This is a genomic window from Caballeronia choica (genome assembly GCF_001544535.1).
Classification (GTDB): Bacteria; Pseudomonadota; Gammaproteobacteria; order Burkholderiales; family Burkholderiaceae; genus Caballeronia; species Caballeronia choica.
In genome coordinates this window covers 30,394-50,526 of record NZ_FCON02000041.1, presented here as the reverse complement: position 1 = coordinate 50,526, position 20,133 = coordinate 30,394, and the positions used below count along the sequence as shown (strand labels likewise).

The following is a 20,133-nucleotide window of genomic DNA, read 5'->3' as shown; positions in this document are numbered from 1 at the left end:
CCATTTCGATTCTTGTTGTGATTGATTGAGCGCGATGGGCGCGGATTCGACGATGTGCCAGATCCGCGCCCGGCCTCCCTGCGCAAGAGGCCGACTGGAGGCGCTTACCAGTGCATGCCGGCGCCGACGCCCACGCCGAACTGGCCGCGCGTGCTGGTTGTGCCGGTCACCTTGTAGGCCCAGATGCCGTTTTCGGACAGTTGCGACACGCCGATTGCGAGCGCCGACTGGCCGCCGTAGGTGCCGCCGCCTACGGCCACCATGCCGCGGCCTGGCAACACTGCCTGCGGCAGGTTCGCGATCGCGATTGCCGCCGCCGCACCGCCGTAGCCGTCGCGGCGTGCATCGTCGAATTTCGCGTCGGTGTAGTCGTTGGCCTGCTTGAGCGTATTCGCCGAGAACTGGCTTAACTGGTTGACGTTCACGGCGTCGGTGCCTTGCGTGCCGGGCGCGACGTTGATGATCTGCCGCTCCTGGCCCGCCGCACCGACCGACACCGTGTTGGCGCGATCGGCGACGGAGTTCTGGCCGAGTGCGACCGAGTTGTCGGCGGTGGCTTTCGTGCCACTGCCGATTGCCGTTGCACCGACACCCGAGGCCGACGCGTTCTGACCGGCCGCGACCGTTCCGACGTTCGATGCCGACGCGTTTTGTCCCACTGCGAGTGCGCCCGCGCCCGCTGCCGATGCGCCTGCGCCGAACGCGGCCGATCCCACGCCCGTTGCCGATGCCTTCGCACCCGATGCAACGGAATGCGCGCCGCTCGACACCGCGCCTTCGCCGTTGCGATCGCCTTCTGAGCTGAAGAACGGATTGGCGGAATTGACGATGGCGTTGTTCACCGCGCCGAGGGCGTCGTTCAACTGGCCGAGGTTTACCGCGTCGCCGGCAGCGGTGCCGGCCGCGACGTTGTGGATCGCGGTGCCGCCCGCGGCCGGGTCGCCTTCGAGCGTGACGCTGTTCTTGTTGACCGTGCCGTCGGGGTTGCGGTCGTATTTGACGGCGCCTTCCGTGGCGGCGACCGCTGCGTCGACCTTGGCCGTCACGCCCTTCAGCTGCGCGACGTTGACGGCTTCGTCGTCGTTCAGGCCCGGCGCGACGCCGCTGATCGTGCGATTGCCGACGTTGACTTCGCCCACCGACGCTTGCGTGCCGGTGAGGCCATAGCCGGTGTACGCGTCGCGTTTGCCGACCTGGGTCGAGGAACCCGCGCCGAGCGCGACGCTGTTGGCCAGGGTCGCCTGCGCGCCCGTGCCGATGGCGACCGCCTGGTCTGCCGACGCATTGGCCGCATTTCCGAACGCGGCGCTCAAGGCACCGGACGCGTTTGCGTTGGCGCCGAACGCAGCGGCGCCGGCTGTCGCACTGGCATAGGTGCCGACCGCCGTGGCATCCGCGCCGTCCGCGGCGGCGAACGATCCGATGGCCGTTGCGTTGTCGCCAACCGCTCCGGCGTACAGGCCGAGAGAGCTGGCTCCATGACCTATGGCCTTGCTTCGGGCGCCGAGGGCGGTTGAGTCGATGCCGTCCGACTTGGCCAAGTAGCCGAGCGCGGTTCCGCTGTTGCTGGTCACGATGGTCTCTTCGCCGATCGCCGTGGCCCCGGGCGCCTTCGCGTTGGCGTTGTGTCCGACGGCGGTGGCTCCCTCGCCGCTCGCCGTGGCGTTCGCGCCCGCGGCTAGCGCGTAGCCTTCCGTGGCCTTTGCGCCTTCGGTTGCCCGATTGCCCTGCGCGACGAAGAATGGGTTGGAAGCGTCGCTGATGGCGGTGTTCAACTGGCCGACGTTCACGGCGTCGGTGTCCGCCGCGCCGGCCGCGACGTTGTGGATCGTGGCGGCGCTGCCGCCCGGGTTGAGCGTGACGCTGGTTTTGTCGGCGGCGCTGTCGTACATCACGGCGCCGTCGATGCGCGTGTTCACGCTTGTCAACTGCGCGACATTGACCGCGTCGTCACTGTTCTTGCCGGCCGCGACGCCGCTGATCGTGCGGTTGCCGATGTTCACTTCGCCGGAAGACGTTTGCGGAGCGGCGAGGCCATAGGCGGCGTAGCCGCTTTGAGCGCCGATGGTCGTCGCCGAACCCGCGCCGAGCGCAACGCTGTTGTCATGCGTCGCCTGCGCGCCCGTGCCGATGGCGACCGCCTGGTCTGCCGACGCATTGGCGGCATTCCCGAACGCCGCGCTCGAGGCGCCGGACGCGTTTGCGTCAGCGCCGACCGCAACGGCGTCGGCTGCGGCGTTAGCATAGAAGCCGACCGCTGTGGCGTTGGCGCCGTTCGCGGCAGCGCGTAATCCGAGGGCGGTTGCGTTTTCGCCAATCGCTCCGGCATACCGGCCGACCGCTGTGGCCCCGCTGCCCTCAGCGTAGCTGTTGGCACCGACGGCGGTGGCTCCCTGGGCGCTCGCTACGGCGTTTGCGCCTGCCGCGACTGCTTGCATGCCGCCGGCAGTGGCGCCGTAGCCAGCGGCGAGCGCCTCCTCGGCCGTTGCCGTGGCGTGGCCGCCGAGCGCGGTGGCATGCCTGTCTGCCGTGGCGAAGCCGCCAAGGGCGGTGGCATATGCGGCGCTCGCAGTGGCGAATATACCGAGTGCGACTGCGCCTTGTTTTGTGGCATAGCTATCACTGCCGATTGAGATTGCGCCGCCAGCGGCCGCATTTGCTCTGGAGCCAATTGCGAGAGTGTTTGAGCCGATGGCAGACGCGTTGATACCGAGCGCCATGGACGCTGGGTACACGGCCCGGCTTTGCGCACCGATTGCGATGGCACCGCCTCCGATACCTCCGGGCTGGGCCATGCCGCTCGTGGCACCCGCGCCTATGGCGATAGCATTGACGTCGGTAGCACTTGCGCTGCTCCCCGCCTCAAGCGCACCTGAGATGGACGTGTTCGTCCAGTCATCCGCATGTGCCGCCCCCGCCACTACGCCGCTCGCTACTGCCACGCACAGTATCGCGAGCTTGCCGCGCGACGATGCCCGCTTGGTCTTGGCGCGCGACGTTTCCGAAGCGGCGACCCACGTTCCCGTCGATTCGTTCCAGATTGCCTTGAAGATTCTGTTCATAAAAAGGGATGTCCAACCAAATGATAAAAACTGTCGATCTCTGAAGCGCCCGCAACTGGTCGGACGTTTCGTGAAACGAGCGCTGGGGGCCTCGTGTTCTTCGGCCCGCTCAAATTCGGACTCCTGTGATTGATCGTCTGCAGACCTAGAATCGCGTGATATTCGCTCCAATTCCCGCCCGCCAATACGCGAAATTTCCTAGTTCGAGGGGAGGGCGAAACGATTTAACGCTTCGTAACAATCCGCGAAGCTTAGGATCGAGCTAGGGCGATTCTTAAAATGAGGCGTGCCGACGTGGGATCGTCGCAACGGGGAAGTGGAGAGAACGGGGGCGGGCGAGGTGCTGGAAAACGCGTCCGAACGAGGGAGCACGCGCGCTGTCGGAGGCGGCGGGTGCGGTCGCGGGCGGCGCCGTGCGTGACGCGTTTCAGGAGAGCGGCCCCGCGTCGGGCGCAATACCTCAGTGGCGCATTGGCGCAACAGGACAGCGTCGATCCCGCGTGACTCCCGTCAACGTTTTCCCGCCGGCAAACGTTCTACAATGACGGCCTGTTTTCCCACCCGAGCTTTCATGCGCACTTTCCCGCTATCCGGTCTCGTTCGCGCGACCCTCGCCGGCACGGCCCTCGCCGCCGCCTTCCTCGCACCCGCCGCCCACGCCAACAACGTCATCGTGCTGAATTCCGGCGAGGCCACGCTGAGCCTCATCGACGAAACGAGCCACCAGGTCGTCGGCACCGTCCCGACGGGCAAGGAACCCCATCACCTGATGCCCACGCCCGACGGTTCGTCGCTGATCGTCGCGAATTCGGTGTCGAACAACCTGATGTTCGTCGACCCGAAAACGGGCAAGACGCAGCGCTGGCTGGAAAACATCGAGGACCCGTACCAGATCGGCTTCTCACCGGACCGCAAGTGGCTCGTGACAACCGGCCTGCGCCTCGATCGCCTGGACATCTATCACTACGACGGCCGCGACATTTCGATCGCGAAGCGCCTGCCGCTCGCCACGATGCCGAGTCACATCGCGTTCACGAACGACAGCCAGACGGCGTTCATCTCGCTGCAGGTGTCGGGCGAAATCGCCGCGATCGACCTCGCGACGCAGACCGTCAAATGGAAGATGAAGGTCGGCAAGGTGCCGGCGGGTGTCTGGCTGACGCCGGGCGACAAATATCTGCTCGTCGGCATGACGGGCGCGGATTACGTCGCGGTGGTGGACTGGCGCAACCAGAAAATCGTGAAAACGATCAAGACGGGTAACGGCGCTCACAACTTCCGCTCGCTGGCGGACGGCAAGCACGTCGCGGTATCGAACCGGGTGGCGAGCACGATCAGCATCATCGACGAGGAGTCGCTCACCAATGTCGGCGACATCACCGGTCTGATGTCCGGCCCCGACGACATGGAACTTTCCGCCGACAAACGCTATCTCTGGGTAACGTTCCGATTCGCGAAGCACATTGGCATCATTGATCTGACGAATCGCAAGCTGATCCAGACGATTGCCGTGGGCCGCTCGCCGCACGGAATTTATTTTTACAATCGCGCGCCGGTCACGGCGCCGAATGGCGCCTGACGGGCCTCGGCTGTACTACGATTGGTATAGATCGATATAGGCCCGCTGGCAGCGCAAGTGACGGAGCACCATGTTTCATTTCATTTTTTCGTCCCTCGATAATTTCGTTTCGACGCTGCAGACGCTGCTGTATGTCGATATCGTGCAGCCGGTTCTGTTCAAGGTCGGCCTGATGGACTACGACGAGGACACCTACGACGCGCTCTATTGGGTGATCGTGGGCGTGCTCGAAGTGATCGTGATGTATGCGCTGCTGCGTCCGCTCGAGGCGCTGCGGCCGGCCGAGGAATGGGAGCATCGCAAGGGCGTGCGGGTGGACGTGCTCTACACCTGGATCGTGAAGCTCGGCATCCTGAACCTGTTCTTCTTCTTCACGTTCCAGCCGGTCTTCGATTCGCTGCAAGGCTGGCTGCGCCTGCACAACGTGTCGAATCTCGAAATCGACAACCTCTGGCCGGGTGTGACGACTCAACCGCTCGTCGCATTCGCCATCTATCTCGTGGTGCTCGATTTCGCCGGCTACTGGTATCACCGGCTGGAGCACCGGATCGGCATCTGGTGGGAACTGCACGCCGTGCATCACAGCCAGCAGCAGATGTCGCTCTGGTCCGACGATCGCAACCATCTGCTCGACGACATCCTTCAGGCGAGCTTTTTCGCGGCGGTCGCGCTCGTGATCGGCGTGGAGCCGTCGCAATTCGTGGTGCTCGTCGCGATCACGAACCTGATGCAGAGCGTGCAGCACGCGAACATCCGCCTCAACTACGGCTGGCTCGGCGAGCGTTTGCTGGTGGGGCCGGCGTTTCATCGCCGGCATCATGCGATCGGTTACGGCCACGAAGGCACGAAATACGGCTGCAACTTCGGCGTCCTGTTTCCGTGGTGGGACATGCTGTTTCGGAGCGTGTCGTGGAGCCGCGAGATCGAGCCGACCGGCATCCGCGACCAGATCGCCGCGCCCGGCGAGCGCGCGGTGAACTACGGCGAAGGCTTTTTCGAGCAGCACTGGCTCGCGTTCAAACGCATCGGCGCGCGTCTGTCCGCTCGCCGCACGACCGGCCGCGGCAATTCCGATACGGACGCCGCCGCTGTCTAGCGCATGTCCATGCCGCGCGGCGCTCGCGCGGCATTTTCTCCCCGTCACTGGCCACTCGGCCAACTGCGCGGCGGGCCTCCGCTGGTTTATCCTGTCTCTTTTCCCTTCTTGAACGACTCCCGCATGAATGACCTGCTGCGTTCGTTCGCGCGCGCGCTCGCGAACGCGTTTCACCCGAGGATGCTCTGGCTCACCTTCATGCCGTTCGTGGTCGCGACGGCCGGGTGGGGCGTCCTCCTGTGGTTTTTCTGGCAGACGCTGACGGGCGCCGCAAGCGGCTGGCTCGACGGCTGGGCGTTCACATCGACCTTGTACCGGCTCTTCGATTCGGTCGGCTTTTCGTCGCTGCATGCGGTGATCGCGCCGTTTCTGGTCGTCGTGATGTCGATACCGCTGATCGTCGTGACGGTTTTGCTGCTGATCGCGACGATGTCGATGCCCTCGGTCATCAAGCTGCTCATGCGCCGGCAGTACGCCACGCTCGAAACGCGGCGCGGCGGCTCTTGGTACGGGAGCCTCGGCCATTCGGTGGTGACGACGGTCGTGTGCCTCGTGCTGCTCGTCGTGACGCTGCCGCTCTGGCTGATCCCGCCGTTCTTCGCGCTGATCCCGCCGCTCCTGTGGGGCTGGCTCACGTATCGCGTCATGACCTATGACGCGCTCGCGCTGCACGCAACGGCTGCCGAACGCCGCCAGATCGTGCGCACGGCCCGCTGGCCGCTTCTGTCGATCGGCATTGTGAGCGGACTGCTCGGCTCTCTGCCGACCGTGCTCTGGGCGTGGTCGGTATGGCTCTTGCCGCTCTTTCCGGTCGTGGCCGCCGCGACGATCTGGATCTACGCGTTCATCCTCGTCTTTTCGGCGCTCTGGTTCGCGCACTACTGCCTGCACGCGCTCGAGCGCCTGCGTGCCGAGACCGCGCGCAGCGTGGTCGTGCCGGTTCAATCCTGAGGGGTTTTTATGGGCTTTGGCGTCATCATCATCGGCGATGAAATCCTGTCCGGGCGTCGCGCGGACAAGCATCTGCCAAAAATCATCGAACTGCTGGCGGCGCGCGGGCTGTCGCTCGAATGGGCGGAATACATCGGCGACGATCCGGCTCGCATCACCGCGACGCTTGCGCGCACGTTCGCGTCGGGCGACTTCGTTTTTTCGACCGGCGGCATCGGCGCCACGCCCGACGACCACACGCGGCGCTGTGCCGCGGAAGCGCTCGGCGTGCCGCTGGAATTGCATCCGGAGGCTGCGGAACTGATCCGCGCGCGCATCGTCGAGATGGCCAACGGCGCGGCCTTCGATCTCCAGGCGCCGGAAAACGTCCATCGGCTGAACATGGGGACGTTTCCGAAGGGCGCCGCGATCATTCCGAACAGCTACAACCGCATTCCGGGGTTTTCAATCGGCAATCACCATTTCGTGCCGGGCTTTCCGGTGATGGCGTGGCCGATGATCGAATGGGTGCTCGACACGGCGTATGGGCATCTGCATCACGCGCAACCTTTTATCGAGCGCTCGGTGCTGGTGTTCGGCTTGCCCGAGTCGCGCATTACGCCGCTGATGGTCGCGATCGAGCAGGATTTTCCTGGCGTGCGCGCGTTCAGCCTGCCGAGCGTCGGCGATCCGTCGCGTGGCGAGATCTATGCGCGCTCGCACATCGATCTGGGTGTGAAGGGCGATCCGGAGACGGCGAACGCGGCGTTCGACGTGCTGCGCGAGGGCGTGCGCGCCCTCGGCGGAGAAATGGTGGAGACGCAGTCGGGCGCGGCGGAGTGAAGGCGGGTCCAGTCCGAGCGTTCAGGCGCCCATCCACGGCAAGCCGCGGAAACACCAGCCTGAAACCGTCTTGCGATGTCCCTGACCGTTCTTGTCGCCTTCGAAGCCTTCCAGCACGTCGAAAGCCTGCGTGAAGCCTTCCTTCTGCGCGGCAATCGCCGCGAGCTTCGAGCGCGCCGCGCTTCGGCAGAGGAATAAAACCGGCGTGTCCGGGGTGGCGACCTGGCGCAGTTGTTCGATAAACTCCGCATTCGGAACCGAGCCCGGGTAGCGGATCCATTCGATGTGAGCGTACTGCGCGCCGTCGATGGCGGGACGGCCGACCCAGTCGAGTTCCGCGCGCGTGCGGACGTCGACGAGCCGGACGTGCGGATCGAGTTGCAGCAGTTCGAAGGCCTCGGCGGGCATGATGGCGCCCGCGTACGGCAACCGGTTTTCAGTGCCACGCGCCTTGGCCTGACCGTACAACTGCTCTAGCGTGCTCATGACGCAAGTCTCCAGAAAGCTGAAAAGATCATTCTAGCGTGGCGCCGGCGCCCACAGCGCGGCAGTGAACAGAAGCAAGAGAAACGGCTGCATGCATCAAGTTGGTGCGCGAGATATCGCGTGCCCGGTTTCAGTGCTAACGTAAGACGAGTGGCAGGACGAAGCACCATTATTGTGCACGCGCGCGTGTCGCTCAGCCGGGGTCCTGCGTGGCCGCATAGTGTTCTTCATGGAAAATGCGCGCTGCTTCAATCGCTTGGCGCACGAATCGCAACGCCTGGCATGGAAGCTGCTTTTTAGACGCCGATAGTTTTCGGATCGGTACGGGGCGGCGAAGGCTTTTCGCCGACTTTTGTTAATCAGGAGATAGGTAATGAGTAAATCCGTGGCCGACGTCATGCAACTCGTCAAGGACGAGGACGTCAAGTTTGTCGATTTCCGTTTCACCGACACGCGCGGTAAAGAACAACACGTTTCGGTGCCGGTATCGGCATTCGACGAAGACAAATTTGAAAGCGGCCACGCTTTCGACGGTTCGTCCATCGCAGGCTGGAAGGGCATCGAAGCGTCGGACATGCTGCTCGTGCCGGACGCGGACACGGCCTTCATCGACCCGTTCTACGAGGAATCGACGCTCGTGCTGTCGTGCGACGTGGTCGAACCGGCTGACGGCAAGGGCTACGAACGCGATCCGCGCTCGCTCGCCAAGCGCGCCGAGGCGTACCTGAAGAGCTCGGGTCTCGGCGACACGGCATTCTTTGGTCCGGAGCCGGAATTCTTCATTTTCGACTCGATCAAGTGGGGCACGGACCAGTCGGGCACGTTCGTCAAGATCGGCTCGGAAGAAGCACCGTGGTCGTCGGCGATGGACTTCGAAGGCGGCAACACCGGCCATCGTCCGGGCACGAAGGGCGGCTATTTCCCGGTCGCTCCGGTCGACACGTTCCAGGACATCCGCTCGGAAATGTGCCTGTTGCTCGAACAGATCGGCATTCCGGTTGAAGTGCATCACCACGAAGTGGCGGGCCAGGGCCAGAACGAAATCGGCACGAAGTTCTCGACGCTGGTTCAGCGCGCCGACTGGCTGCAGCAGATGAAGTACATCATCCACAACGTCGCGCACACCTACGGCAAGACGGCGACGTTCATGCCGAAGCCGGTCGTCGGCGACAACGGTTCGGGCATGCACGTTCACCAGTCGATCTGGAAGGACGGTCAGAACCTGTTCGCGGGCAACGGCTACGCGGGCCTGTCGGAATTCGCGCTGTTCTACATCGGCGGCATCATCAAGCACGCTCGCGCGCTGAACGCGATCACGAACCCGGGTACGAACTCGTACAAGCGTCTCGTGCCGCACTTCGAAGCTCCGGTGAAGCTCGCTTACTCGGCGCGCAATCGCTCGGCATCGATCCGCATTCCGCACGTGCCGAACCCGAAGGGCCGCCGTATCGAAACGCGTTTCCCGGATCCGCTCGCGAATCCGTACCTGTGCTTCTCGGCGCTGATGATGGCCGGTCTCGACGGCGTGCAGAACAAGATTCATCCGGGCGAAGCCGCCGACAAGAACCTGTACGACCTGCCACCGGAAGAGGATGCCAAGATCCCGACCGTGTGTGCCGGCCTCGACGAAGCGCTCGACGCACTGAATGCTGATCGCGAGTTCCTGACGCGCGGCGGCGTGTTCACGGATTCGATGCTCGATGCCTACATCGAACTGAAGACGGGCGAGCTGCAACGCTTCCGTCAGGCGGTGCATCCGATCGAGTTCGAAATGTACTACTCGCTGTAAGCACGCTTCATGGCGGCGCTTCGTCGGCTGATGATCGATGAAGCGCGCGCCTCTTTGCGAGCAACGAGGCGAACAGCAAAAAGGGACGGCGCGCCGTCCCTTTTTTAATCGTCGCCCCGTCTGGAATTCAAGGCTTAAACGAAAGGCCCCACAGCACGATGGTTCTCAAGAATCTGATCAAGTCGAGAAAGCCCCAGGCCGATGCGCTCTCCGACGATGGGCAACTCGTCCACACGGGCTTGCTGCCGGGGTTCGAAGCGTTGCCGACGGTCGTGCTCGTCCTCGACAAGCGCAGCCTGAAGATCGCGTACGCGAATCCGTCGGCGGAGTCGATGCTGGAGATGTCGAGGAAGCAGCTTACGCAGGCGCACTGGCCCGAGCTTTTCGCGAACGCAGATGAACTGGTCAGCACGATTGCGTCGATTGCCGAGAACCGTTTCAACGCGACCCATCTCGATGCCGTGCTCGAGCGCCAGGGGCGCGAGCCGCTGCATGTGCATGCGGTGGTCGCGTATCTCGAAGTCGCACCCGATTACGTGCTGCTCGAACTCTTCGAGAACGAGCGGCATCTGAAAAGCGATCGCGAGGAGCGTATCCACGACCTGACCGCGGTCAACAAGCAACTGATCCGCAACCTCGCGCACGAGATCAAGAATCCGCTCGGCGGGATCCGGGGCGCCGCGCAGTTGCTTGAGTTCGAACTTGGCGCGCGCGAACGCGACGAGTTGCGCGAGTACACGCAGGTGATCATCAAGGAGTCGGACCGGCTGCAGACACTCGTCGACCGCTTGCTCGAACCGCACCGGCATCCGCATATCGTCGGCGACGTGAACATTCACGAAGTCTGCGAGCGCGTGCGGCAGGTGATTCTCGCTGAGTTTCCGCGCGGCCTCACGATCGAACGCGACTACGACGTGAGCGTGCCCGACCTGCGTGGCGACAAGGAGCAGTTGATCCAGGCGCTGCTGAACATCGTGCGCAACGCGGCCGAAGCGCTGCGCGAGCGCATCTCGCAGGGCGACGCAAAGATCGAACTGCGCACGCGCGTCGCGCGCAAGATCACGATCGGCAAGCGCCTGCACAAGCTGGCACTGGACTTGCATATTACTGACAACGGCCCCGGCATCCCCGGCGACATCCGCGACCGGATCTTTTATCCGCTCGTGTCGGGCCGCGAGGACGGCAGCGGACTCGGTCTCACGCTCGCGCAGTCGTTCGTCCAGCAGCACGATGGACTGATCGAAGTGGAGAGCAGGCCGGGCTGCACCGAGTTCATGATCCTGTTGCCTTTCGGGAGTTGAATACGGAGTTGAACCGGGAGGCTCGACCGGAAGTTCAAATATCCAGAACCCCATTCCGAATCACGCTTTGACGCCTGACCGTTTCGACGGGCTCACACCGAACCACACGAAGACTTCTCGCCGAACGATATGAAGCCGATCTGGATAGTAGACGACGACCAATCCATCCGCTGGGTGCTCGAAAAGGCCCTGGCACGCGAGAACTTCGCGACGCGAAGTTTTTCCGGCGTCCGCGATGCGCTCGCCGCACTCGAGCAGGAGAGCCCGCAAGTGCTCGTGTCCGACATCCGCATGCCGGGCGGCTCGGGCCTCGAATTGCTGCAGACCGTGCGCGAGCGCCTGCCGGGGTTGCCGGTCATCATCATGACCGCGTTTTCCGACCTCGACAGCGCCGTCGCCGCGTTCCAGGGTGGTGCATTCGAATATCTCGCCAAGCCCTTCGACGTCGACAAGGCGGTGGAACTGATCCGCCGCGCCGTCGACGAAAGCATGCGCGGCGAGGCCGCCTACGACGACCGTGTCACCGAGACGCCCGAGATGCTTGGCCAGGCGCCGGCGATGCAGGATATGTTCCGCGCGATCGGGCGTCTGTCGCATTCGGCCGCGACCGTGCTCATCACGGGCGAATCAGGCACCGGAAAGGAGCTTGTTGCCCGCGCGCTGCACCGCCATAGCCCGCGCGCGAACGGACCGTTCATCGCGCTGAACACCGCGGCGATTCCGAAGGACTTGCTCGAGTCGGAACTCTTCGGCCACGAGCGCGGCGCGTTCACCGGCGCGCAGGCAATGCGGCAGGGCCGTTTCGAGCAGGCCGAGAACGGCACGCTGTTCCTCGATGAAATCGGCGACATGCCGTTCGACCTGCAGACGCGCTTGTTGCGCGTGTTGTCCGACGGGCAGTTTTATCGCGTGGGCGGCCACAATCCGCTGAAGGCGAACGTGCGCGTGATCGCGGCGACGCACCAGAATCTCGAATCGCGCGTGCGGCAGGGCCTGTTTCGCGAGGACTTGTATCACCGGCTCAACGTGATTCGCCTGCGGCTGCCCGCCTTGCGCGAGCGCAGCGAGGATATCCCGCTCCTGACGCGACACTTCCTGCAAAAAAGCGCGCGCGATCTCGGGGTCGAGTCGAAGCGCGTGTCCGAAGATGCGCTCGCTTATCTTGCTTCGCTGCCGTTTCCGGGCAACGTGCGGCAACTCGAAAACCTGTGCAACTGGCTGACCGTGATGGCGCCCGCGCAGACGATCGAGCAGAAGGACCTGCCACCCGACCTCACGCCGACGCAGGAATATGCCGGCGAGAGCACGTCGCTCACGGCGACGGCGGAGGCGAGCGGGACGTCGCAATCCGCCGCGGGGCACAACGGCACGACCAGCGCGCCGGCGACGCTCGGCACGGCACCGGCCGGCGTGCCGGTCAGCGTGTGGGAGAACGGCTTGCGCACGGAAGTCGCACGGCTGTTGCGCGAGAACACCGCCGACGTGATGGACGAACTCGCGCGCCGTTTCGAAGCGGCTGTGATCCGCGAGGCGCTCGATTTCACGCGCGGCCGCAAGGTCGAGGCGGCGGAGCGGCTCGGCATCGGCCGCAATACGATCACGCGCAAGATCCAGGAACTGCATCTCGACGCTTGATCGTCCATTGGCGGCGTCGTTACGTCGTTACGTCGCTAAGCGATCAGCCGATCGTCGCAACCACCGGTGCGTGGTCCGACGGTTGCTCCCACTTGCGCGGCACCTTGTCGACTTCGCAGGCGGAACACTTCGCGGCCAGTTCCGCCGACAGCAGGATGTGGTCGATGCGCAGCCCCGCGTTGCGGCGGAACGCGAGCATCCGGTAATCCCACCACGTAAAAAGCTTCTCCGGCTGCTCGAACTGGCGAAAGGCGTCGGTCAGGCCGAGTTCGACGAGCCGCACGAAGTGCGCGCGCTCCTCCGGCGACACGAGATTCTGGCCTTCCCACGCTTTCGGATCGTGAACGTCGCGATCGTCGGGCGCGATGTTGTAGTCGCCGAGGAGCGCCAGCTTCGGATGGATCTTCATCTCGGCGCCGAGCCAGTCGTGCAGCGCGTCGAGCCAGCGCATCTTGTAGGCGAACTTCTCACTGCCCACGGCCTGCCCGTTCGGAAAATAGGCGGACACGATGCGCATGTCCTCGACGGTCGCGGCGATCACGCGTTGCTGCGGATCCTCGAAGCCGGGGATATTGCGCACGATATTGGTTTCATCGACCGCGATGCCCTTGCGGACCAGGATGCCGACGCCGTTGTACGTCTTCTGGCCGGCGAACCAGCATTTGAAGCCGGCGGCTTCGAACTCGGCGCAGGGGAATTTCTCGTTGGGGAGTTTCAGTTCCTGAAGGCACAGCACGTCGACCTGGCTTTGTTGGAGCCAGTCCATGACGTGTTGCTGGCGGACTTTGAGGGAATTGACGTTCCAGGTGGCGATTTTCATATGTAGCCAATCAAGTTGATTTCAAAGCGTTCATCTTTCTTGTGTCTCTTTAAGGCCGTAAGCCTGTGCGATCCGACCGAGGAATTCGGCAAGGGGCGTCCGGTCGAGCCCCAGGGTCTTGGGGTCAAGGGAGTCGTCGGCTGCCGCCGCGTCCAGAAATCTCTGCATGTCATCGGCGATTTTCGCTTCGAGAGGGATGCGTGTTGAGGGGGTGAGCAATTGCGAAAGTCGCAGGATATCGTTGGCATGCTTGCGGATGCTCTTCGCGTCCACCGGTTCGCCCTGTTCCCGACGGGTGCTCAGGTCCAGCCAGGCGATGGCTTTCAGGGGGATCAGACGATCCTCGCCGACCCAGGGCACCCCATCGATCTCGCGCCGTCCGGCCATGATGAATGCATAGTAGGCGTCATCGAGCAGGATGGCCGACAGGCTTGAAACCGCTTCATCGAAAGGGATCGGCGTGAGCTGTCCGTTCTCGATGGGCCGCAGGCTGTCGGGCGCACGGGAGAACAGTTCGACCATGACTGGAAAGCGGTGGTCGGTCGGCTTCTGGAAACGGTAGAAGGTCGGCTTTCCCCTGTCGGTGGCTTGCCGGATTTCATAGCCGCCCGCTTCGATGAACCGCCAGAAGGTTTCGCCGAATGAAGGCGTCAGCGCTTCGACATGCAGCACGACATCGAGGTCCTTGGTGGCGCGAAAGTCCAGTCCTGCCTCTTCCATTGCCAAGGTGGCCGCAGTGCCGCCGATCAGGATGTACTGGTCCGGGTAGTCGGCGAACCATGCCCGAAAAACATCAAGTCCCTTCACCATGGCAACTGTTCCTTTAGTGCATCCAGCGCGCTTTGGACACGTTCGTCCGTGCTATCCCGCAAGCTCAGCATGAGCGAGAGGGGGTCCACCGTGTCGCTGTCCGGCTGTAGCGTCGGGGCGTAATTCCACAACTGCCATTCGCATGCGCCTGGCATGGCTTCCGGAAGTTCGACCATGTCTGCCTTCATCGCCTGCCATGCGGTGCGACTCACGGCGAATACCGGCGATGCGGGTTCCGCGAGCATCGAGTGGCGCGCGAGCGCGCTCAGTCCAGCCACTCGCACGGGCAGTTCTTCTGCCTTCGGCTGCGTGGATGTCCAGACGGTGCGCTGCACGGGATTGCGCAGCAGGGGCAGTGCTTGCTCCCAGGTCTCCCGGGGAGCGTACGCCATCCTCAGGTACTGGGAGCGGCCGGCCTTGTGTGTCTGTGCGAGTCCTGCCGCCACCAGTTCTCGCACGGCACGCGAGAGCGTCATCGGTGTGTAGCCCAGGATAGCGGCAGTCTCTGCCGGATGCCATTCGGCCTCCCAGCCAGGACGCAGCAACGCCGCGATCAACATGGCCTGAGCCGAAGGGCTGAGCGGGACGTCTGCCGAGCTGCGGCGCTGGCGGAAATATTCGCGCAGGTCCAGCCCCAGGTCAGGCAGATAGAGCTGGTTGCCAGGGACAATGAACGGCACTTTTTGCGCGATCAGTCGCTTGCGTTCATAGGAAGCGAGTGCCTCCGTCACATAGACCACGGGCAGTTTCGCCACTGACCGCAACTTGTCCAACCGATTCCGGATATCGCCAATGGACGGCTTCTCGGGATTTCGCTCCAGGGCCAGCAGGACTTTGTGGCCAAGGATGTCCAGTTGCCGGAAATCGAAGGCGTCGCGCAGAAAGTAGGGCAGGCTCTCCTGGCCCGCCCACGGTCGATGTCCCGACGTGGAAGCGCCTAGCGTTTGATTCAGGTAGTTCTGGGCGCTGGTGGCGAGGGCGGGCACGGCAATTGGGTTAATAACTCAATTTCTGCACGATAACATTGATGTTGTTATCGTGCAAATCGCGGTTATTGGCCATCAGCCATAGACCAAGTTGCGAAGAGGCTGGGCGGGTCGCCGGCGCCCCCGCGCTTTCTGTCCCGCTACAATCGTCTAGTCTGAAGCGCTTACATTCACCGCACGCCAAAAGGATTCGCAATGGACCTCATCATTCGCCGCGCGGCGCTTGGCCCTCACCGCGACCCGGTCGACATCGGCATGGAGGCGGGGCGGATCGCCGCGATCGAGCCGCATTTGTCCGCCACCGCGCGCGAGGAAATCGACGCGAACGGTTCGCTCGTCACGGCGCCCTTCGTCGACGCGCACTTTCACATGGACGCGACGCTTTCCTACGGCTTGCCGCGCGTGAACGCGTCGGGGACGCTGCTCGAAGGCATCGCGCTGTGGGGCGAACTCAAGCCCGAACTGACGCAGGAAGCGCTCGTCGAGCGGGCGATGCAGTATTGCGACTGGGCCGTCGCGCGCGGGCTGCTCGCGATCCGCTCGCACGTCGACGTTTGCGATCCGCGCCTGCTCGCCGTCGAGGCGCTGCTCGAAGTGAAGCGGCGCGTGAAGCCGTATCTCGACCTGCAACTGGTCGCATTCCCGCAGGACGGCGTGCTGCGCAGCGCCGGCGCGTTCGACAACCTCAAGCGCGCGATCGCACTCGGCGTCGATGTGGTCGGCGGCATTCCGCATTTCGAGCGGACGATGGCGGACGGCGCCGCATCGGTGAAACTGCTGTGCGAGTTCGCGGCTGAGAAGGGTTTGCGGGTCGACATGCACTGTGACGAAACCGACGATCCGATGTCGCGCCACATCGAAACGCTCGCGGCAGAGACGCACCGGCTCGGCCTTGCTGGCCGCGTGACCGGCTCGCATCTCACGTCGATGCACTCGATGGACAACTACTACGTGAGCAAGCTGATACCGCTGATGCGCGAGTCGGGCGTCGCGGCGATCGCGAATCCGCTCATCAACATCACGCTGCAGGGCCGCTCCGACACGTACCCGAAGCGGCGCGGCATGACGCGCGTGCCCGAGCTGATCGCGGCGGGCGTCGATGTCGCGTTCGGCCACGACTGCGTGATGGACCCGTGGTACAGCCTCGGTTCGGGCGACATGCTCGAAGTGGCGCACATGGGCCTGCACGTCGCGCAGATGACGGGCGTCGACGGCATGCGCGCAGCGTTTGACGCCGTCACGACGACGCCGGCGCGGATTCTGGGCATCGAAGGATATGGAATCGAAGTGGGCTGCAACGCGGACTGCGTGGTGCTTGACGCGCGCGATCCCATCGAGGCGATCAGGCTGCGCGCCGGCCGCACGGCGGTGATCCGGCGCGGCAAGGTGGTGAGCCGCGCGCCGGCGATGAGGGCGAGTTTGTCGCTCGAAGGGCGGCCTCAGGAGGTGAATTTCAGGCTGGAGCGGTAACGCCGGGCTGAAACGACAAAGGCCGTACCTGCTTACGCCGGTACGGCCCCTGGTCGTGGTTAGAGCTTAAAGTGCCCGACGAACAGCACCCCACTCCGAACGCCTGCGACTCCTTCAGTCGGCGCGCAAATGCACCGCATCCGCCGTCATGCCGTTATGGCGCAGCAACGCATCGATAGTCGGCTCGCGTCCGCGAAACGCCTTGAACGATTCCATCGCGGGCCGGCTGCCGCCCACTTCCAGAATCTCGCGGCGATAGCGAATCCCCGTCCCGGCATCGAGCACCGACCCTCCCGCCGATTTCGCTGCTTCCTCGAACGCCGCATAAGCATCCGCCGACAGCACTTCCGCCCACTTGTAGCTGTAGTACCCAGCGGCATAACCTCCGGCGAAAACATGGCTGAACGTATTCGGCCAGCGCGAGAACGGCGCCTGCGGCACGACATGAAACTTCTCGTTGATCTCGCGGGCGATATCGTTGACGCTCTTGCCGCCGTCGCGCGACGGATCGTAGGACGTGTGCAGCACCATGTCGAACATCGAAAACACGATCTGCCGCAACGTGCCGAGCCCGCTCTGAAAGTTCTTCGCGGCGAGCATCTTGTCGAAGAGTTCGCGCGGCAGCGGCGCGCCGGTATCGACGTGCGCGGACATGTCGGTCAGCACGTCCCACTCCCAGCAGAAGTTCTCCATGAACTGCGACGGCAGCTCGACCGCATCCCATTCGACGCCATTGATGCCCGACACGCCCATCTCATCGACGCGCGTCAGCATGTGATGCAGCCCGTGGCCGAATTCGTGGAAGAGCGTGATGACTTCGTCGTGCGTGAAGCAGGCGGGCTTGCCGCCGACCGGCGCCGAGAAGTTGCACGTGAGGTAGGCGACAGGCGTCTGCACGTTGCCGCCGGTGAGCTTGTGGCGCGAGCGCGCATCGTCCATCCAGGCGCCGCCGCGCTTGCCTTCGCGCGCGTACAGGTCGAGATAGAACTGCGCGACGAGCGAGCCGTCCTTGTTCTCGACGCGAAAGAACCGCACTTCCGGATTCCACACAGCGGCTTCGTCGCGCCGGATCGACACGCCGAACAGCGTCTCCGTGACCTTGAACAGCCCCTTGAGCACCGCTTCCTGCGGGAAGTACTGCTTGACCTCGTTTTCCGAGAACGAATAGCGCTGCTGGCGCAGGCGTTCGGCGGCGAAGGTCGCGTCCCACGGCTGCAACTCGGGCATGCCGAGTTCAGTGGCGGCGAACGCGCGCAACTCCATCCAGTCGTTTTCGCCGTGCGAACGCGCGCGTTTCGCGAGGTCTTCGAGGAACGCGATCACCTGCGCGGGCGATTCCGCCATCTTCGGCGCCAGCGATACTTCCGCGAAGTTCTGGTAGCCGAGCGTGTGCGCCTCTTCGGCACGCAACTTCAGGCTTTCGGCGACGTTCGCGGTGTTGTCCCACTCGGACTTGCCGTTGCCGTACATCTCGCCGAGTTCGGACGCGCGCGTCACATATGCGCGATACATCGCTTCGCGCAGCGGCCGGTGTTCGGCGTACTGCATCACCGGGAAATACGACGGAAAGTGCAGCGTGAACTTCCAGCCGTCGCGGCCGTCCTTTTGCGCGGCCTCGCGCGCCGCCTGGATGACATCCTCGGGCAGCCCGGCCAGTTCGCTCTCCTTCGTGACGATATAGGCGAACGCGTTGGTGGCATCGAGGACGTGATCGGAGAATGCCTTCGACAGCGCCGCCTGCTCTTCCTGCAACTGCGCGAAGCGCGGCTTGCGGTCTTCGGGCAGTTCGGCGCCGGACAGGCGGAAGTCGCGCAGCGAATTCTCGAGGATCTTCTTGCGCTCCACCGACAAGCCCGCGAATTCGTCGCCCGCGGCGATGGCCTTGTACTTCTCGTACAACGCGAGATTCTGGCCGACGCTCGCCCAGAATTCGGTCACGCGCGGCAGGTTTTCACCGTAGGCGGTGCGCAGTTCCGGCGTATCGGCGACGGCATTCAGGTGGCCCGCGACGCCCCACGCGCGCGACAGGCGCTCGGACGCGCTCTCGACCGACTCGACGATATCCTTCCACGTGGCGGGCGTATCCGGCGCGCTCGCGTGATCGACGGCCGCTTTCGCCGCGGCGAGCAGTTCATCGAGCGCGGGCGTCACGTGTTCGGGTTTGATCTCGCCGAAACGCGGCAAGTCGGAGAAATCGAGCAGCGGGTTGATTTGCTTCTCTGACGTGGCTGACGTGGTGTCGCTCATGGCTCTCCCGGTCTCATTTGAGGAGCGGGCCTCGGAGCCCGCTCGCGTTACTCGGTTACTGGCTCGGTATCTTGGGGCAAACGGGCAAATTCCAACGCCGTCGTCCGGTCGTTGGGTTCAGCCCGCGGCGGCCCGCTCGGCGGCTTCGATCGTGTTGACGAGCAGCATCGTGATCGTCATCGGGCCGACGCCGCCCGGCACCGGCGTAATGAACGCGGCCACTTCCCGCGCGCCCGCGAAATCGACGTCGCCGCAAAGCTTGCCCGCGTCGTCACGATTCATGCCGACATCGATCACGGTCGCGCCCGGCTTCACCATGTCGGCGGTAAGCAGGTTGCGCCGGCCGACCGCCGCCACGACGACATCGGCGTTGCGCGTATGCGCGGCGAGATCGCGCGTCTTGCTGTGACAGACCGTGACGGTCGCGCCCGCTTCGAGGAGCAAGAGCGCCATCGGCTTGCCGACGATGTTCGAGCGCCCGATTACCACCGCGTTCGCACCCTTGAGCGGGATGTCGTATGCGTCGAACATCTTCATCACGCCGTAGGGCGTGCACGGACGAACCAGTGGCTTGCCGGTCAGCAGCGCGCCGGCATTGGCGACGTGAAATCCGTCGACGTCCTTCTCCGGCGAGATCGCCTCGATGACCTTGTGACTGTCGATGTGCGCCGGCAGCGGCAACTGCACGAGAATGCCGTGGATCTTCGGGTTCTGGTTGAGCGCGTCGATGTGCGCGAGCAGGTCGGCTTCCGGGAGCGTCGCGGGGAAGCGGTCGAACACCGAAAAGAGGCCGTTGTCCTGGCACGCCTTTACCTTGTTGCGCACATAGACTTCGCTCGCCGGATTGTCGCCGACCAGCACGACAGCCAGGCCCGGCTGATGTCCGCGAGCGGTGAGGGCGGCGGCGCGCGTGGCGACATCGGTGCGAAGTTTCTTGGATAGGGCGGTGCCGTCGATCAGTTGGGCAGTCATGGTGAGTCGGTCGAGAGTAGGCAAGTGGCGCGGCGCGGGCGGACTTGATGGCGCGTTGGTGAAACGCGCCCAAGGTGCGTTCCGTGCGGGTTCGGCGTGAGGCCGGC

Annotated in this window: 15 protein-coding genes; 8 read left to right on the top strand and 7 right to left on the bottom strand. The window is 64.1% G+C overall.

What is annotated here, in order from left to right; translation table 11 throughout:
* Positions 1 to 104 precede the first annotated feature (104 nt).
* Positions 105 to 3,062: a YadA-like family protein gene (locus AWB68_RS19250; RefSeq protein WP_087645942.1), complete on the bottom strand. Its 2,958-nt coding sequence runs from the start codon at positions 3,060 to 3,062 to the stop codon at positions 105 to 107.
* Positions 3,063 to 3,633: 571 nt separating this feature from the next.
* On the opposite strand from AWB68_RS19250, the gene AWB68_RS19245 reads away from it, so the two are divergent.
* From AWB68_RS19245 to AWB68_RS19230, 4 genes are all read left to right on the top strand, one after another.
* Entirely contained in the window at positions 3,634 to 4,641 is a 1,008-nt protein-coding gene (locus AWB68_RS19245; protein ID WP_087645941.1) for a YVTN family beta-propeller repeat protein, read from the top strand.
* Between the two features lie 70 nt (positions 4,642 to 4,711).
* Complete coding sequence (locus AWB68_RS19240) at positions 4,712 to 5,737, top strand: sterol desaturase family protein (RefSeq protein ID WP_087645940.1); 1,026 nt, start codon at positions 4,712 to 4,714, stop codon at positions 5,735 to 5,737.
* A 123-nt stretch (positions 5,738 to 5,860) separates the two neighbouring features.
* Positions 5,861 to 6,688 (top strand): EI24 domain-containing protein, encoded by an 828-nt coding sequence (locus AWB68_RS19235; RefSeq protein WP_087645939.1) that lies wholly within the window; start codon positions 5,861 to 5,863, stop codon positions 6,686 to 6,688.
* A gap of 9 nt (positions 6,689 to 6,697) precedes the next feature.
* Positions 6,698 to 7,510: a competence/damage-inducible protein A gene (locus AWB68_RS19230; protein ID WP_087645938.1), complete on the top strand. Its 813-nt coding sequence runs from the start codon at positions 6,698 to 6,700 to the stop codon at positions 7,508 to 7,510.
* 21 nt (positions 7,511 to 7,531) lie between these two features.
* Here AWB68_RS19230 and AWB68_RS19225 read toward each other — a convergent pair whose 3' ends face one another.
* Complete coding sequence (locus AWB68_RS19225; RefSeq protein WP_087645937.1) at positions 7,532 to 7,996, bottom strand: rhodanese-like domain-containing protein; 465 nt, start codon at positions 7,994 to 7,996, stop codon at positions 7,532 to 7,534.
* 373 nt (positions 7,997 to 8,369) lie between these two features.
* On the opposite strand from AWB68_RS19225, the gene glnA reads away from it, so the two are divergent.
* From glnA to ntrC, 3 genes are all read left to right on the top strand, one after another.
* A complete protein-coding gene (gene glnA, locus AWB68_RS19220; RefSeq protein WP_087645936.1) occupies positions 8,370 to 9,785 on the top strand; it encodes a type I glutamate--ammonia ligase in 1,416 nt (471 codons plus the stop codon).
* A gap of 158 nt (positions 9,786 to 9,943) precedes the next feature.
* Complete coding sequence (glnL, locus tag AWB68_RS19215; protein WP_087645935.1) at positions 9,944 to 11,086, top strand: nitrogen regulation protein NR(II); 1,143 nt, start codon at positions 9,944 to 9,946, stop codon at positions 11,084 to 11,086.
* Positions 11,087 to 11,215: 129 nt separating this feature from the next.
* Positions 11,216 to 12,721 carry a nitrogen regulation protein NR(I) gene (ntrC, locus tag AWB68_RS19210; protein WP_087645934.1) on the top strand — a complete coding sequence of 502 codons (1,506 nt, stop codon included), beginning with the start codon at positions 11,216 to 11,218 and terminating at the stop codon, positions 12,719 to 12,721.
* 43 nt (positions 12,722 to 12,764) lie between these two features.
* On the opposite strand, the gene xth is transcribed toward ntrC, so the two are convergent.
* From xth to AWB68_RS19195, 3 genes are read right to left on the bottom strand one after another with little or no spacing between them, the layout of a single operon-like run.
* Positions 12,765 to 13,541: an exodeoxyribonuclease III gene (gene xth, locus AWB68_RS19205; protein WP_087645933.1), complete on the bottom strand. Its 777-nt coding sequence runs from the start codon at positions 13,539 to 13,541 to the stop codon at positions 12,765 to 12,767.
* Between the two features lie 30 nt (positions 13,542 to 13,571).
* The gene (locus tag AWB68_RS19200; protein WP_087645932.1) at positions 13,572 to 14,351 is read right to left on the bottom strand and encodes a hypothetical protein; all 780 of its coding nucleotides are present in this window, start codon (positions 14,349 to 14,351) and stop codon (positions 13,572 to 13,574) included.
* Positions 14,345 to 15,337, bottom strand: a complete 993-nt coding sequence (locus AWB68_RS19195; RefSeq protein WP_087645931.1) for a winged helix-turn-helix domain-containing protein — start codon at positions 15,335 to 15,337, stop codon at positions 14,345 to 14,347. Before AWB68_RS19195 ends, AWB68_RS19200 begins: the two co-directional genes overlap by 7 nt.
* A 195-nt stretch (positions 15,338 to 15,532) precedes the next feature.
* Between AWB68_RS19195 and AWB68_RS19190 the strand changes: the two genes are divergently transcribed.
* Positions 15,533 to 16,807, top strand: a complete 1,275-nt coding sequence (locus AWB68_RS19190) for an amidohydrolase family protein (protein WP_087645930.1) — start codon at positions 15,533 to 15,535, stop codon at positions 16,805 to 16,807.
* A gap of 114 nt (positions 16,808 to 16,921) precedes the next feature.
* On the opposite strand, the gene AWB68_RS19185 is transcribed toward AWB68_RS19190, so the two are convergent.
* On the bottom strand, positions 16,922 to 19,054 hold the full coding sequence (locus AWB68_RS19185; protein ID WP_087645929.1) for a M3 family metallopeptidase: 2,133 nt from the start codon (positions 19,052 to 19,054) through the stop codon (positions 16,922 to 16,924).
* A gap of 117 nt (positions 19,055 to 19,171) precedes the next feature.
* A complete protein-coding gene (gene folD / locus AWB68_RS19180) occupies positions 19,172 to 20,026 on the bottom strand; it encodes a bifunctional methylenetetrahydrofolate dehydrogenase/methenyltetrahydrofolate cyclohydrolase FolD (protein ID WP_087645928.1) in 855 nt (284 codons plus the stop codon).
* Positions 20,027 to 20,133 lie beyond the last annotated feature (107 nt).